Origin of the sequence: Streptomyces sp. SLBN-8D4, assembly GCF_049739545.1 — a bacterium.
In the GTDB taxonomy this organism is placed as follows: domain Bacteria; phylum Actinomycetota; class Actinomycetes; order Streptomycetales; family Streptomycetaceae; genus Streptomyces; species Streptomyces canus_C.
Genome location: NZ_JBMGQC010000001.1, coordinates 8,772,856 through 8,788,308, shown reverse-complemented (window position 1 = coordinate 8,788,308; position 15,453 = coordinate 8,772,856). Strand labels below are relative to the sequence as shown.

14 protein-coding genes are annotated in these 15,453 nt (G+C 71.7%); 10 read left to right on the top strand and 4 right to left on the bottom strand.

Annotated elements, in window-relative coordinates:
- Positions 1 to 36: 36 nt before the first annotated feature.
- Both RKD20_RS39845 and RKD20_RS39840 read right to left on the bottom strand, forming a co-directional pair.
- On the bottom strand, positions 37 to 2,718 hold the full coding sequence (locus RKD20_RS39845) for an AAA family ATPase (protein ID WP_424881939.1): 2,682 nt from the start codon (positions 2,716 to 2,718) through the stop codon (positions 37 to 39).
- Positions 2,719 to 2,856: 138 nt separating this feature from the next.
- Positions 2,857 to 3,354 (bottom strand): FBP domain-containing protein, encoded by a 498-nt coding sequence (locus RKD20_RS39840; RefSeq protein ID WP_424881938.1) that lies wholly within the window; start codon positions 3,352 to 3,354, stop codon positions 2,857 to 2,859.
- A gap of 70 nt (positions 3,355 to 3,424) precedes the next feature.
- On the opposite strand from RKD20_RS39840, the gene RKD20_RS39835 reads away from it, so the two are divergent.
- Both RKD20_RS39835 and RKD20_RS39830 read left to right on the top strand, forming a co-directional pair.
- Entirely contained in the window at positions 3,425 to 4,009 is a 585-nt protein-coding gene (locus tag RKD20_RS39835) for a TetR/AcrR family transcriptional regulator (protein ID WP_424881937.1), read from the top strand.
- Positions 4,010 to 4,014: 5 nt separating this feature from the next.
- Positions 4,015 to 5,211: a GDSL-type esterase/lipase family protein gene (locus tag RKD20_RS39830; RefSeq protein ID WP_424881936.1), complete on the top strand. Its 1,197-nt coding sequence runs from the start codon at positions 4,015 to 4,017 to the stop codon at positions 5,209 to 5,211.
- 45 nt (positions 5,212 to 5,256) lie between these two features.
- Here the strand turns inward: RKD20_RS39830 and RKD20_RS39825 are convergent, their stop codons facing one another.
- Positions 5,257 to 6,060, bottom strand: a complete 804-nt coding sequence (locus RKD20_RS39825; protein WP_424881935.1) for a LysR family substrate-binding domain-containing protein — start codon at positions 6,058 to 6,060, stop codon at positions 5,257 to 5,259.
- Positions 6,061 to 6,118: 58 nt separating this feature from the next.
- Here RKD20_RS39825 and RKD20_RS39820 point away from each other — a divergent pair, with 58 nt between their 5' ends.
- Complete coding sequence (locus RKD20_RS39820) at positions 6,119 to 6,502, top strand: DUF5997 family protein (protein ID WP_020118351.1); 384 nt, start codon at positions 6,119 to 6,121, stop codon at positions 6,500 to 6,502.
- A 119-nt stretch (positions 6,503 to 6,621) separates the two neighbouring features.
- Positions 6,622 to 8,793, top strand: coding sequence for a hypothetical protein (locus tag RKD20_RS39815; RefSeq protein ID WP_424881934.1), 2,172 nt, complete (start codon positions 6,622 to 6,624; stop codon positions 8,791 to 8,793).
- A 228-nt stretch (positions 8,794 to 9,021) separates the two neighbouring features.
- Here RKD20_RS39815 and RKD20_RS39810 read toward each other — a convergent pair whose 3' ends face one another.
- Complete coding sequence (locus tag RKD20_RS39810; protein WP_424881933.1) at positions 9,022 to 9,894, bottom strand: fructosamine kinase family protein; 873 nt, start codon at positions 9,892 to 9,894, stop codon at positions 9,022 to 9,024.
- A gap of 175 nt (positions 9,895 to 10,069) precedes the next feature.
- Here RKD20_RS39810 and RKD20_RS39805 point away from each other — a divergent pair, with 175 nt between their 5' ends.
- The 6 genes from RKD20_RS39805 to RKD20_RS39780 are packed head-to-tail and all read left to right on the top strand — an operon-like array spanning position 10,070 to position 15,448.
- Entirely contained in the window at positions 10,070 to 10,354 is a 285-nt protein-coding gene (locus tag RKD20_RS39805; RefSeq protein ID WP_424881932.1) for a hypothetical protein, read from the top strand.
- A complete protein-coding gene (locus RKD20_RS39800) occupies positions 10,351 to 11,403 on the top strand; it encodes a sugar ABC transporter substrate-binding protein (protein ID WP_424881931.1) in 1,053 nt (350 codons plus the stop codon). Before RKD20_RS39805 ends, RKD20_RS39800 begins: the two co-directional genes overlap by 4 nt.
- Complete coding sequence (locus tag RKD20_RS39795; protein WP_424881930.1) at positions 11,400 to 12,320, top strand: carbohydrate ABC transporter permease; 921 nt, start codon at positions 11,400 to 11,402, stop codon at positions 12,318 to 12,320. Before RKD20_RS39800 ends, RKD20_RS39795 begins: the two co-directional genes overlap by 4 nt.
- A complete protein-coding gene (locus RKD20_RS39790; protein ID WP_424881929.1) occupies positions 12,317 to 13,261 on the top strand; it encodes a carbohydrate ABC transporter permease in 945 nt (314 codons plus the stop codon). The genes RKD20_RS39795 and RKD20_RS39790 overlap by 4 nt, the downstream gene beginning before the upstream one ends.
- 28 nt (positions 13,262 to 13,289) lie before the next feature.
- Complete coding sequence (locus RKD20_RS39785) at positions 13,290 to 14,198, top strand: 5-dehydro-4-deoxyglucarate dehydratase (protein WP_424881928.1); 909 nt, start codon at positions 13,290 to 13,292, stop codon at positions 14,196 to 14,198.
- Positions 14,195 to 15,448: a glucarate dehydratase family protein gene (locus RKD20_RS39780; protein WP_424881927.1), complete on the top strand. Its 1,254-nt coding sequence runs from the start codon at positions 14,195 to 14,197 to the stop codon at positions 15,446 to 15,448. The genes RKD20_RS39785 and RKD20_RS39780 overlap by 4 nt, the downstream gene beginning before the upstream one ends.
- Positions 15,449 to 15,453 lie beyond the last annotated feature (5 nt).

Here is a 15,453-nt window from a genome sequence, read left to right as displayed (position 1 = left end):
TCCGTGACCGTCACCCAGTTCGGCGCCTCGGGCTACCTAGCTCGGGGAGTCGTCGGGCAGCAGGCCGAGCTCGGCCGCGCGCCGGGCGGCCTGGCGGCGGCCCGGGGCGTCGAGTTTGTCGAGCACCGCCCGCACGTGGTTGTCGATCGTGCGGACCGACACGACGAGCCGGGCGGCGATCTCCGCGTTGGTGAGACCTTCGGCGAGCAGCCGTATGACCTGGAGCTGGCGGTCGGTGAGGCCCGCGGGGTTCTCCCGGGTCGCGGCGAGGGGGCCGCGCGGGATGTGCCGCACGCCGAGCCGTCGCAGCTCGGCGCGGAGCATCCGGGCCGCCGGTTCGGCGCCGAGGGTGTCGAAGACGGCGAGAGCCTCCAACTTGTCGGCCGGGTCCGGGCTCTCGGCGAGCGCGGCGGCGTGTTCGTAAGGACAGCCCGCGGCCCGCCAGAGCGCGGCGGCCCGGCGCCACTGCCCGCGCGCCTGCAACGCGTACGGATGGTCCGAGTCGTCCGGTGGGACCGGACGGCCCGCTTTGGTGAGCCAGTAGCCGAGTTCGGACCGGTAGGGGGCGCCGGGCAGCCGGCTCGCCTGGGCGTGCACGGGCGCGGCCGCCGCCACGACGGCCTGCGCGTCCCCGCGCAGCCAGGCCGACTCCGCCCGCGCCACCGCCACCGGCCCGGTGCGCTGCAGCTCCTTGGTCCCTACGGCGATGTCCCAGGCCTCGGTGAGGAGTGCGTCGGCGCCGGGGCGGCCGCAGCGGATGCGGACCCGGGCGAGGACGGTCAGGGCGGGGCAGCGGGCCGGGACGAAATCGTGCATGCCGTACTCGGCGTGCCGCTCGGCGTCGGCCCAGTCGGCGGCCGCGAGCCTGCGCATGGCGAGTTCGACGTGGAGGTAGTTGAGGAAGCCCAAGTGCTCGGCCCGGTCGGCGAGTTCCATCGCCGGGGGCAGGAACGCGTCGGCCTCGTCGTACCGGAGGTTGTCGAGCAGGGTCCAGATGATGTTGGCGTAGGAGCGGCAGGCGTGTTCGACCTCGCCGGCGGCGAGCGCCACGTCGAGACTCTCCTCCAACTGCTCCCGTCCGCCGGGGTCTCCGGAGCGCCAGCGGGCGGTGCCGACGTTGTTCAGGGCGTGCGCGAGGATCGCGGGGTCGTCGGCCTTGCGGGCCAGGGCGATGGCGCGCTCGCCGTGTTCGACGGCCTCGGCGTAGCGCTCGGACAGCATGCGCAGTTGCGCGGTGTTGCTGACGGCGAGCGCCAACAGCCGGTCGTCGCCCGCGTGTTCTAGGACGGTCACGGCCTCCCTGGCGGCCTCCTGGGCCTGGTCGGCGTTGCCTGCCCACCAGTGGATACGGGACAGCCAGCGCAGGTCGGCGCCCAGGGCGAGGGTGTCACCGAGGGCACGGCGCAGGGTGACGGCCTCGCGCTGGGCGGCGACGGCTGCGGCCGAGTCGGCGATGGTGTAGCTCTCGACGGCGTAGCGTTCGAGCAGGTCGGCGAGTTCGGCGGGGGCGTAGCGGTGCCGTTCGCGCAGCACGAGCCGGAGTTGGGCGGCGGCCTCGCGGTGGGCGCCGGTGGCGGAGGCGTCCCTCGCCGCGTCGGGGCCGTAGCGGGCGACGGCGTCCTGGTCGCCGGCCTGGGCCGCGTGGTGGACGATCCGGGCGGCGTCGGAGCCGGGGCGGGCGACGAGTGCCGCTAGGACGGCACGGTTGAGGCCGATACGGCGGGCGGCGGGCAGCGAGTCGGCCACCGCCCGGCGGATCAACTCGTGCCGGAACGCCACCCGTTCAGGGGTGACGGTGAGCAGACCGCGCTGCTCCGCGGCGGCCAGAACGGCCACCCCGTCGGTGAGCGGGCCGCGCCGGTCCGTCGCCGACGGGGACTCCCCGGCAGCGGGCGGACCGCCTCGCTCCTGCGCGGCCATGACGGACGCCCCGTCCGTGAGCAGCGCGTCGACCAGCGGGCGTTCGACGGCCGAGGGCACGACGGCCAACTGCTCCAGCGCGTCCACGGTGGCGCCGGGCAGTCCGCGCAGCCGGGCGAGCACGGCGTCGACGACGGTCGGGGGCACTTTCCCGGTGCCTCCTGCGGCGACGATCTCGGCGACGAAGAAGGGGTTGCCGTTCGTGACGGCGTACACCTGGGCGGGGTCGACACGGCCCGCGCTGAGGGTGCGTACGGCGTCCAGGGAGAGGCGGGCCAGGGGCAGCCGGTGCACGCGGGGCGCGCGGGACACCTGGCCCAGCAACTGCCGCAGCGGATGCTCACGGCTCAACTCGTCGTCGCGGTAGGTCAGCACGAGGAGGGCAGGCAGGCGTTCCGTCCGCCGGACCAGGAAGCGCAGGGCGTCCAGGGAGGCCTCGTCGGCCCAGTGGACGTCCTCGACGACGAGTACCGCTCCGTGTAGTTCTTCGAGCAGGGCCTCGTGGACGCGATGGCGGTCACCGCCCTCCGTCACGGCGCCGGCGAGTTCACCGCCGACGCTGCCGATCAGGTCGCGGAAGGGGCCCAGCGGCCTGCGGGTGGCGAGGTCGTCGCACTCGCCGACGAGAATCCGGGTGCCCTCCGGGAGACGGTCCGGAAGGGCCCTCACCAGGCTGGACTTGCCGATACCGGCCTCGCCGGAGACGAGCACCACGGATCCGGCCCCGTCCGCCGCCTCCCGCGCGGCCGAGGCCAGTCGCGCCAGCTCCGGCTCGCGCTCGAGGATCCCCCAGTCCACGGGCCCGATTCTGCCACCGGGGAGGCCGGGCAGGGCCCTTCACGACGGAGGTGCCCGGCGGCTGCGCTCCGTCGATCAGCCGCATCGGTCAACTGTCGTACGGGAGGAACCGCCAGGGTCGCCCGGGGTGCGGGCGTCTCACACGCCGCCCGTCACCTTGGCGACGAAGGCGGCGAGGTTCGTCACCGTCCGCCGGATCTTCTCGTCCAGGGTGAGCGTCTCGTGCAGCCGGGCACCGGCGCCCACGTCCCTCTTCCCGCGCACATACAGCGAGCAGGCCAGGTCGTCGCAGATGTACGCCCCGACCGAGTTGCCCTGCTGCCCCGCCTTGCCCGCTCTCGGGGCGACCATCAGGGAGACCCCGCCCGAGTGGGTGGTCAGGCACATCGAGCACATGCTGCGCCGCGCCTGCCAGGAGCCGGCGGTCGAGCGGCGCAGTGCGAGGGCTGTGGGGCGCCCGTCCAGGACGGTCACCAGGTAGGCGCGGTCGGGGGCCTGCGGATCGCGCCAGCCGAGGTAGTCCAGGTCCTCCCACGGCTGCTCCGCCAGGTCCCGGGGCACGTTCAGCCGCTTCGTCTCGCCCTTGGTGCAGTTCACGAAGGCGGCACGGATCTCTTGCTCGGTCAACGGTTCCATAAGCTCACGCTAGTTTGCCTAAAAGCTTTAGGCAAATGCATAATCGAATCGGGCAAACGAGAGGACAGGCATGGCGCGGGTAGGGCTGAGCACGGAGAAGCTGGTCCGGGCGGGCGCGGAGCTGGCCGACGAGGTGGGCTTCGAGCAGGTGACCGTCTCGGAGCTCGCCCGGCGGTTCGACGTCAAGGTCGCGAGCCTGTACTCGCACGTGAAGAACTCCCTGGACCTCAAGACCCGGATCGCCCTGTTCGCCCTGCAGGAGCTCGCCGACCTCTCCGCCGACGCGGTCGCGGGACGGGCCGGCAAGGACGCCCTGACCGCCTTCGCCCACGTCTACCGCGACTACGCCCAGGCCCACCCGGGCCGGGCCGCGGCCGCCCGGCTGAGGCTCGACCCCGAGACCGCGGCCGCCAGCGCGGGCGTACGGCTGTCGCAGATGATGCGCGCCATCCTGCGCGGCTACGACCTGCCGGAACCCGATCAGACCCATGCCGTACGGCTGCTGGGCAGCACCTTCCACGGCTACGCGAGCCTGGAGGGGGCAGGCGGGTTCAGCCACAGCTCTCCCGACTCCGGGGAGTCCTGGACGCGGATCCTGGACGCCCTCGACACGCTGTTGCGCAACTGGCCCGCCCCTGACCGACCGACAGGCTGAGGAACATGCACGACTGGATCGCCACCCCCGTCACCGCCGACCTGCTGCGCGGCGCCCTCGACGTGGAGCACACCGAGCGCGGGGTACTGCCGCACCGGCTGCCGGCCCGGGCACGCGCCCAGAACACCGACGACCAGCTCGCCATGGCCGAGTCCCAGCCCTCCGGCGTACGGCTGGTCTTCCGCACCCGGGCCACCGCGGTGGAGCTGGACACCCTGCCGACCAAGCGGGCCTACGTCGGCGCGCCGTCCCGGCCCGACGGGATGTACGACCTGGTCGTCGACGGCCGCCCGGCCGGCCGGGGCAGTGTGCGCGACGGCAACGTCATCACCGTCGACATGACCGCGGGGACGTCCGACGTCCGGCCGGGACCTCCCGGGACCGTCCGTTTCGACGGGCTGTCCGGCGAGGTCAAGGACGTCGAGATATGGCTGCCGCACAACGAGACCACCGAGCTGATCGCCCTGCGCACCGACGCGCCCGTCGAGCCCGCGCCCCGCGGTGACCGCCGCGTCTGGCTGCACCACGGCAGCTCCATCAGCCACGGCTCCGACGCGGCGAGCCCGACGGGCATCTGGCCCGCGGTCGCCGCGACACTGGGCGGCGTGGAGCTGATCAACCTGGGTCTCGCCGGGAGCGCGCTCCTCGACCCGTTCACCGCGCGGGCCCTGCGGGACTCCCCCGCCGACCTCATCAGCGTCAAGATCGGCATCAACATCGTCAACCACGACCTGATGCGGCTGCGCGCCTTCGGTCCGGCCGTCCACGGCTTCCTCGACACGATCCGCGAGGGCCGTCCGGACACGCCCCTGCTGGTCGTGTCGCCCATCCTGTGCCCGATGCACGAGGACACCCCGGGTCCCTGCTTCCCGGACGTCGGTGAGCTCGGTGAGGGCCGGCTGCGGTTCAGGACGCTGGGCGACCCGGCGGAACGCGCGAGCGGGAAGCTGACCCTTCAGGTGATCCGGGAGGAACTGGCCAGGATCGTGAAGCAGCGGGCCGCCGAGGATCCGCACCTGCACTACCTCGACGGGCGCGAGCTGTACGGCGAGGACGACGCGGCGGAGCTGCCGCTGCCGGACGACCTGCATCCGGACGCGGCGACGCATCGACGGATGGGGGAACGGTTCGCGAGGATCGCTTTCGGAACGGACGGTGTGTTCGCCGACGACTCCGGAGACGCGGGCGGGTCCAGCGGCTGAGCCGGCGCGCCGCGCATGCCGGCCATGAGGGCTCCGGGCTGAGCGCTACCCCCTGCGCTTGGGCTTGCCCCGTCGGGCCCCCGCGCCCTTGGAGCCGCCGGACCCACCGGACCGGCCGGACCCCCCACGGACCCCCTTGCCCGCGCCGGAGGTTCCCCGCGCCGTGCCCTTCCCGGCGCCCGCCGGCTTGCGTCCGCCGCCCTTCTCGGGCCGTTGGCCGCGCTCCGGCTCGGGCTGGGTGCGGCCCCGCGAGCTGTTGACGGTCCGCCCCCGGACGATGCCGATGAAGTCCTCGACCATGTCCGTCGTCGCGTCCTCCCGCCAGGCCAGGGCGATCTCGGACTGCGGGGCGTCGGTGAGCGGGCGGTAGGTGAGGTCGCGGCGGTGGTGGAGACGGGCCAGGGACTGGGGGACGACGAGGACGCCGATGTCCGCCGCCACGAGCTCGATCGCGTCCGCCGTGGTGGCCGGGCGTTCGAAGGCCGGTTCGCCGGGCGGCCGTTCCCAGCCGATGACGTCGTCGAGGGGGTGGACGACGACCTCGTCCGCCAGGTCCTCCACGGTCACTTCCTCCACCGCGGTCATCACGTGGTCCTTGGGGACCACGACGACCGAGGTCTCGGTGTAGAGGGGGATCGCGCTGAACACCGTACGGTCGACCGGCAGCCGAACCAGACCGGCGTCCGCACCGCCGTCGCGCAACACGTCGGAGGCCTCCGCGGGAGCCACCTGGACGAGCTCCAGGCGGACGCCGGGGAAGCGCTCGGTCCAGATCCGCACCCACTTGGCGGGCGTCACCCCGGGGACGTACGCGAGCCGGAAGGAGGGGGGTTCTGGCGAGTCTGTCACGCGGCAAGGTTACCCACTGTGGTCGGAGGTCTCGTGCGCGGCCGATACTCTGGACCCCATGACGTCGCACCAGAACACCCAGACGATGAAGCCCGCGACCGCGGCGAAGAAGCTGGGTGTGTACCTCCCCGCCACCCCCGCAGAGTTCCAGGAGGGTGTCGTCACGCGCGCCGAGCTGAACGAGCTCCAGGCGAACCCGCCCCAGTGGTTGCAGGACCTGCGACGCACCGGCCCGCACCCCCGTCCGGTCGTCGCGGCCCGGCTGGGCGTCTCCATCGCCGGTCTCGCGCGCGGCGGGGTCACCGAACCGCTCACCACCGAGCAGATCGAGGCGCTGCGGGACGAGAGTCCCGAGTGGCTGGAGAAGGAGCGCGCCACGCAGGCGGAGGTCCGCAAGGAGGCGGCGCGCATCAAGGAGAAGAAGCAGGGCGAGGAGTCCTGACCCCGGGGCCCGCACCAGCCCGGGGCCCGTACTGATCAATCCCCGGGGCCCGCACCAACCACCCCCAGGCCCCGAAAACTCCGGTGCGCCGAGTCGAACACCTCTGCGACCATTCCGGCATGGTCCACCGTCTCGATTCCCTGGTCATTCGGCATGCCCTCCGGCTGCCCGTTCCCGCGGGCCCCGCCGGTGAGGGCGACGTCGCGGCGCGGCAGTTCGACGCCGCGCTGATGTCCGTCGGCTTCAAGCTGTCGGCGGACGCGCTGAAGGCGTTGTCGGAGCTGTCCGGGAGCACGGTCGTCGACACCGCCGTGCGCACGCTCGCCACCGTCCGTGAGATGGCCGGCGACCATGTGCGGCACAACGTCTACTTCAAGGACTTCCCGGCCAACGTCCCGGACACCTTCGAGTTCTGGATGCGCTGCGTGCGCGAGGCCCTGGAGGACGGCAAGGCCCGCTCCGGCGTCCTCGCCCAGCTGCGCAACGGCGTGGTCAACCTGCTCACCCTGCCGTCGTACGGCACCTACCGGCACACGTACGACGAGATGCTGGCGGCGCACGACGAGCTGACGGCCGCGGTCGGCGACCGGCTCACCGTCCTGCACCTGGGCTCCTGTCTGGAGGACGAGGTCAGCGCTCTGTACCTGGCGCTGGCCGGCAGCACCACGCCCCTCGGGGACGAGCACCTGGCCGATCTCAAGGTGCTCGCCGAGCACTGCGCGGACGGTCCCCAGCCCGAGACGATCCCGGTGCGGGAGAACCGTGCCGTCGTCAACGAGGCCCGGCTGAAGGCGGGTGCGGGCCTGCTGCTGGACACCGTGACGGATGTGCTGAGGCTGGCCTGCGCGTTGTCCGGCGGGGACGTGAGCCTTCAGGAGCCGACCCGGTTCCACAAGCTGTCCCGGCCGGTCCGCCGCGCCCTGCTCGCGGGTCTGGACGAGGTCGTCGCCCTGGCTCCCGCCAAGCTCGCCGACGTCCTCGCGCACCGCGAGGCCTTCAAGCGGCTCGGTGAGCGTCTGCACCCGCACGAGTACCCCCAGTGGCCGCGCGCCGCCGAGGTGTTCGCCGTGGCCCGGGGCGAGAAGAAGGCGTACACCTTCGAGGCCCGCCTGGAGGCACTGCTCGGCGCGGACGACGTCACCGGGGCGGCGGAACTGCTCAGGTCCGCGCCCGGCAGGCTGTTCCGTGCGCTGGACCGGTTGCTGCGCACCGCGCGCACGCGGGAGGAGCGGGACGCCGTGGTGGCCGTCGTCGAGGAGGTCGCTCCCCAGGTCTCCGGGCGGGTCGTGCTGTCGGTGCGCGAGTACCTGCAGAACCGGGCCGACGAGACGGGCCGGAAGCGGGTGTTCGTCAACCGTGCCGGCCGCGCGCACGTCGCCGACGACACGCGTGGGGTCGTACCGCAGGCGGAGCGGGGACGGCTGATCGCCGTGCTGGACGCGGAGATCGGCCGTCGACTCCCTTCCCCGGAGCGCGTGTTGGTCGATCCCGAGGTCCTCGGCGTGGCGCTTCCGCTCAGCGGGCGGGCGACCTCGGCGGGGCTCGGGGTGCTGCCTCGCGGCTCCGTCTCGCCGGTCGACGGGGAGCTGCTGCGCTTCTTCGTGTACTGGAAGCAGGCGCAGCGGGTCACCGACTACGACCTGTCCGCGCTGCTGCTGGACGCGGACTACGAGACGGTGTCCTGGCTGTCGTACACCAATCTCCGCGAGGTGGAGGGCGAGCACTCGGGTGACATCACCAACGCCCCGGACGGTGCCTCGGAGTTCATCAACCTGCGGCTCGGGGCCGTGCGGGGTACGTACATCGTGCCGCAGGTGAACATCTACTCCGGGGAGAAGTTCGAGGAGGCCGAGGAGTCGTTCTTCGGGTTCATGCTGCGCGAGGGGGAGCAGCGGGGCCGGCCCTTCGAGGCGCGTACCGTGCGGATGAAGTCGGAGCTGCGCGGTCCCGGCCGGGTGGCGCTGCCGCTGGCGTTCCGGCGTGCACAGGACGGGAGTTGGCACGCCAAGTGGCTGCACCTGTACCTGAAGGGGCAGCCGGCGTACAACCGCGTGGAGGACAACCAGGTGTCGGTGGCGACGCTGGTGCGCGGCATCGTCGAGCGCGAGCAGCTCACGGTCGGGTATCTGACCTCGCTGATGGCGAACGGCGGTACGGACGTGGTGACTTGGGACGCCGGGTCGGTGCCGGACGGGCCCGTGACCTACATCGGCCTGGAGCGTCCCGAGGGACTGCACCCGGACTCGGTGGTCATCACCCCGGAAAATCTGCGCGACCTGATCCCCGAGTGACTGTTACGGTTACGCGTGGCGAGGCCATGGAAGGGCTTCCTTCTCCATTCGATGAGCCCCCATGGGGCTTGGATCTCCAGCTCTTCCGCTTCCCTCGCCCTCGACGTCACGCACGAGGCCATGAAGGAGCTTCCTTCTCACCGGTTTCAAAACCGGCTTTCCTAGAGCTCCAGTTCCTTCGCTCTCCTCGTCGTCGACGTCACCGGCAGGCGGCCCGGACCGGTGGACTCACCGTTCCAGGGCCGCCTTCGCCGTGCTGAGCGCCTGTTCCGCGTACCCCCGCCCGAACAGCACGGCGTGCACCAGCAGCGGGAACATCTGGTGCAGCCCGATGCGGTCGGACCAGCCGCCGGCGAGCGGCGCCGCGCTCTCGTAGCCGCGCAGCACCTCGTCCAGGTGGGGGCAGCCGAAGAGGTGGAGCATCGCGAGGTCGGTCTCGCGGTGGCCGCCGTGCGCGGCCGGGTCGATCAGCCAGGCGTGGCCGTCGGCACCCCACAGCACGTTGCCGTTCCACAGGTCGCCGTGCAGCCGCGCCGGGGGCTCGGCGGGGCCCGCGAGACCGGGCAGCCGCGCGCAGAGCCGCTCGATCACCTCGGCCTCCGGGAGCGTGATCGTGCCGTCGTCCACCGCGCGCCGCAGATACGGCAGCACCCGGTGCTCGGCGTACCACTGCGGCCACTCGACGCCCTCGACGTTGCGCATCGGCGCCCGCCCGATGTACGCCTCCCGGGGGCCGCCGGGCGGTGCCGAACCGAAGGCGGGCGCCCCGGCGAGGTGCAGCCCGGCCAGCGCCCGGCCCAGATCGAGTGCCGCCTCCCGGTTCGGCCGCCCCCTCGCGACCATGTCGGTGACCAGCCAGCGGCCGTCCTGGCCGTGCCCGGTCGGCACCCGGACCGTGCCGGCCTCGGCCAGCCAGCGCAGCCCCGCCGCCTCCGCCCGGGCCTCCTCAGCGCTGTCGGCGCGCTTCACCATCACCGTGCGGCCGTCGTCGAGGGCCACCTCGGCCGGCGCGCCGGACACCGCGCGCTCCTGCGTCACCGTACGGCCGGTGAGCCGCGCCGCCGCCGCACCCGGGCCGTCGCCTTCGTCGTTGTCGTGCACCCGCGCCTCCCTGGTCCCTCACGCACCGACTTCGCCCCAGCGTTCCAAAAGAGTCTCGTGCACAGCCTCTGTGAAGACTTCCAGCCATGTCTTGACATACGGAAGAAACGATCCGTAGCTTGGCCGATCATTTAGATTCGTGAAGCGGGTTCACGGATATGAACGGAGAGTATCCATGGGCGATCGCCGACGACGCCGCCTGGTCGCGGCGGCCACCGTCGTGGGATTGACGTTCGGAACGGCCGCCTGCGGCTCCGGCTCCGACAGCGCGGGCAGCAGCGATCCGAACACGCTGGAGGTGTGGACCCGGAGCAATCCGGACGACGCCGCCACCTACGAGCGGGTATTCGCCGCCTTCACCAGGAAGACCGGCATCAAGATCGACTATCAGCGCCGGTCATCACCTTCGACCAGCAGCTCCAGAGCCGGGCGTCCACCAAGGACCTGCCGGACGTCATGATCAACGACACGGCGCTGATGGGCAGTTACCAGAGCCAGGGCCTGCTCAAGCCCATCGACCCCGACTCGATCGCGGGCGGCGACCAGATCACCGCCAAGTCCTGGTCCTCCACGGTGGGCGTCGACGGGAAGCACTACGGCATCCCCTACTCCCGTCAGGCCCAGACCCTGATGATCCGCAAGGACTGGCTGAGGAAGCTCGGACTGAAGGCGCCGACTACCTGGCAGGAGATGCTCTCCGTCGCCAAGGCCTTCGCCACTGAGGACCCGGACGGCGACGGCAAGGCCGACACCTACGGCATCGTCGCGCCGGCCAGCGCCCAGAACGGCTACGCGGCCATGTGGGGAGCGAGCTTCCTGTGGCAGGGCGGCGCCCGGATCATCACGTCGGACGGCAAGGGCAAGTACACCCCCGCCATGGACTCGGCAGCCGCCGTGAACACCGTGACCTGGATGAAGGACAACCTCTTCTGCGGCGAGAAAGGGGTCGTCCAGCCCGGCGCGATCACCGCCGTCACGGGAACCGCCACCAACTTCCAGGACGGCAACGCCGGGATGTACATGACCGGGCCGTACAACATCACCACCTACGACACCACGCCCGGCAAGAACACGTACGAGGTCGTCCCCGCCCCCGCGGGCCCGGCCGGGGGCGATGTGCTGGCCGACGGCGAGAACGTCTACCTCGGCGCCAAGACCGGCAAGGACAGGCAGGAACGGGCGCTGGCCGCGTTCCTCATCTCGCCCGAGGGCCAGCGGATCGCCATGACCAGCGTCGACGGCCACCAGCCCGTCGTCCGCATTCCCGTCAACTCCACGCTGGACGCGGCGAAGGTCCGCGGCGACGCGCGCTGGAGCGTCGTGCAGAAGGCCTACGAGGACGCCTCCGAGCAGTTCCCGAACGCGCCGGACTTCGCCCCGATCAAGCAGGACACCGCCGACTCGCTGAACTCGATCTTCACGTACTGCGGCGGTGACGTCCGCTCCCAGCTCAAGGAGCTCAACGACACGCTCGCCGGTGACCTCAAGGACCAGGACCTGCTGAAATGACCGCTACCGTCCCCGCGCACACAGCGCGCAGAGGCCTCGGCAAGAGGACCTTCGACAAGAAGGCCGTCGTCCCCTGGCTCTTCCTCGCCCCGGGTCTGCTGCTCGCCCTGGTCTTCAAGTTCTGGCCGATGGCCAAGGGCATCTGGCTCAGCTTCTTCGACGTCAGGCCCTTCCTCGGCGACCAGTGGATCGGCCTCGAGAACTACACGCGGGTCCTGACCGACCACCGCTTCCAGGACGCGATCGGGCACACCCTGATCCTCGGCATCGGCCAGGCGGTCGGCGCGATCGTGCTCGGGTTCGCCCTCGCGCTGCTCCTGGAGGGCCAGGCACGTTCGCTGAAGTTCCTCCGCACCGCCGTCTTCCTGCCCGCCGTCACGGCCACCGCGGTCGTCGGCGAGCTGTGGCGGCTGATGTACTACCCGACCTCCGACGGCCTGATCAACAGCGGCCTGCACTTCATCGGACTCGGGACCGTCCAGTTCCTCGACAACCCGAACATCGCCCTGTACTCGACGATGGTGATGGGCGTCTGGATCTGGGCCCCGTACAACATGGTGATCTTCCTCGCCGGTCTCGCGGGCGTGGACCGCTCGCTGTACGAGGCCGCGGCGATGGACGGGGTCTCCCTGTGGCAGCGGCTGCGCCACGTCACGCTCCCCGCGATCCGTCCGGCGCTCATGATCGTGCTCACCCTCGCCACGATCCGCGGGCTGCGGGTGTTCACCGAGGTCTACGTCCTCACCGGCGGCGGTCCCGCCGGGTCCACGGACGTCTGGATGACCCGCGCCTACACCCTCGGCTTCAGCCGCAACGACATCGGCGGCGCCTCGGCGGCCTCGGTCGTCCTGCTGTGCGTGACGCTGCTGCTCACCGTCATGGTCAACAACCTCCGCAAGAGGGGAGAAGCGCGATGAGCGCCCCCGTCATCGACCCCGTCCGGCCGGCGGCCCCTGACACCCCGGCCGGGCGGACCACCAAGGCACAACGCACCACCCCGGCCCGCTTCGACACCGCCCTCGGCTGGAACGACAGGCCCGGTCTCGCCTGGGCCCTGCGCCTGCTGCTCTGTCTGATCGCCCTGGCCGTGTTCGCGGCGCCGTTCCTCACCATCTTCTCGGGCGCGTTCACCACCGACCCCAGCGGTTCCTCGCTGTCGTTCCTGCCGCACGACAGCACGCTGTCGAACTTCACGGTGGCGGGCGAGCGCGGCATCTGGGACTACCTCGGCAACTCGCTGGTCATCGCGGGCGGCGGGCTGCTGCTCCAGCTCGTGGTGTGCACGCTGGCCGCGTACGCGCTGGCCCGGCACCGGTTCCGCGGCCAGGCGCTGATCATGATGTTGTTCATGATGACGCTGATGCTGCCCGAGGAGGTCATCGCGATCCCGCTGTCCCTGGTCCTGGGTGATGTGCCCGTGGTCCACGTGGACCTCAAAGGCACGGTCTGGGGCGTCATCCTGCCGCTGGGCGCCTGGGGCTTCTCGGTGATGATGCTGACCGAGTTCATGCGGGACATCCCCGCCGAGATCGAGGAGGCGGCCCGTCTCGACGGCGTCGGAGAGCTGCGGATGCTGTGGCAGATCGTCCTGCCGCTGTGCAGGCCCGCGCTGGGCGTGGCGGGCGTCCTCGGCTTCATCATGATCTGGGACCAGTACCTGCTCCCCCTGATCGCCTCCAAGGACCCCACCGACTACACGGTCACCGTCGCCCTGTCCATCCTGCGCACCGACCCGGAGGTCGGCTCGGGAGTGGTCCTCGCCGGAGCGGTCATCGCCCTGATCCCCAGCCTGATCGTCTACCTGCTCCTCCAGCGCTCACTGGTCACCGGCATCGCCGCCGGTGCCACGAAGGGCTGACCCCGACCCCCCCACGTTTGAGGGAGACATGAAGTTCCAAGGAGTGCTGTTCTTCCCGGTGACGCCGTTCGCCGCGGACGGCTCGCTGGACGAGGAACGGCTCGCCCAGCACATCGACAGCGGCGTCGCGGCCGGTGCGGGCGGCGTGTTCGTCGCCTGCGGCACCGGTGAGTTCCACGCGCTGACGCCCGAGGAGATCGAGCGGGCCACCCGGGTCGCGGTCGAGACGACCGCGGGCCGGGTGCCGGTCCTGGCGGCGGCGGGCGGCCCGACGCCGGTCGCCCGCGACCACGCGGCCCGGGTCGCCGGGGCGGGCGCCGACGGCATCCTGCTGCTCCCGCCCTACCTGGTGACGGCCCCGCAGCAGGGCCTGGTGCGCTACGTCGAGGAGGTCACCTCCGCGAGCGACCTGCCCGTCGTCTTCTACCAGCGCGGCACCGCCCGCCTCACCGAGGAGACGGCCGCCGAGATCGCCGCGCTCCCCAAGGTCGTCGGTCTCAAGGACGGCCTCGGCGACATCGAGCGGATGCACCGCGTCGTGCGCGCGGTGCGGGCCGTACCGGGCACGGAGGACTTCCAGTTCTTCAACGGCCTGCCCACGGCGGAGCTGACCGCGCCCGCCTACCAGGGCATCGGGGTCTGCCTGTACTCCTCCGCCGTGTTCGCCTTCGCACCCGAGATCGCCCTCGCCTTCCACGGGGCGCTCACCGCGGGCGACGGACCGCTGGTCGACACGCTCCTCGACGAGTTCTACGGCCCCCTCGTCCGGCTCCGCGACGAGGTACCGGGGTACGCCGTGGCGTTGGTCAAGTCCGGAGTGGCCCTGCGTGGCCTGGACGTGGGTGGCGTACGGGCGCCGCTGGTCGATCCGGCCCCGGAGCACATCGCGCGGCTGTCCGAACTCATCGACCACGGCCTGGAGGTGGTCGGCGTATGAGCGACCCGACTCGGATCAAGGAGCTGATCGTCACCCCGATCGCCTTCCGCGATCCGCCGCTGCTCAACTCCAACGGCGTGCACGAGCCCCTCGCCCTGCGGATCATCCTGCAACTCGTGCTGGAGGACGGCACGGTGGGCCTCGGCGAGTCCCCCGGCGGGGTCGCCCGCCTGGAGCGACTTGAGGCCGCCGCGAAGGTCGTCGTGGGCATGGACGTCTTCGACACGACGGCTGTCGGAGCCTCGATCGACGCCACCCTGCTGCCGACGGTTCCCTCCAGTCACGAGCGCGGCTGGACCACCTCCGCGGTGGAGGTGGCGTGCCTGGACGCGCAGGGCAAGCTGCTCGACCGCCCGGTCAGCGATCTGCTCGGCGGGACGGTCCGGGACTCGGTGCCGTTCGCCGCGTACCTCTTCTACAAGTGGGCCGAGCACCCGGCCCTCGACGGCCGCGCCGCGGTCGGCGACGAGTGGGGCGAGGCCCTGGACCCGGCCGGCATCGTGGAGCAGGCCCGGCTGATGCAACAGCGGTACGGGTTCAGGTCGTTCAAGCTGAAGGGCGGTGTCTTCCCGCCCGACGAGGAGATCGCCGCGATCAAGGCGCTCGCGGAGGCCTTCCCCGGGCAGCCGCTGCGCCTGGACCCGAACGTGGCGTGGACGGTGGAGACGTCGAAGTACGTCGCCCGCCGACTGGACGGAGTCCTGGAGTACCTGGAGGACCCGACCAGGGGCATCGAGGGCATGGCGGCGGTGGCGAAGGACGCGCCGATGCCGCTGGGCACCAACATGTGCGTGATCGCCTGGGAGCATCTCAGGCCCGCGGTCGAGCAGAACGCGATCCAGGTCCTGCTGACCGACCACCACTACTGGGGCGGCCTGCGCCGCACCCGTGAACTGGCCGCGGTCTGCGAGGCGTTCGGCCTCGCCCTCTCCATGCACTCCAACTCGCACCTGGGCATCAGCCTGGCCGCCATGACCCACGTGGCCGCGGCGATCCCCAACCTCGACCACTCCTGCGACACCCACTACCCGTGGAACCACGCCGACGACGTGATCCGCCCCGGTGTCCTGGAGTTCCGCGACGGCGAGGTCAAGGTCCCGACCGGTCCCGGGCTCGGCGTGGAACTCGACCCCGCCGCCCTGGAGCGCCTGCACCGCCTCTACGTCGACTCCGGGGTACGCAGCCGGGACGACACCGGATACATGCGGCGCTTCCAGCCGGACTACGAACTCCGGCTCCCCCGCTGGTGACAGGA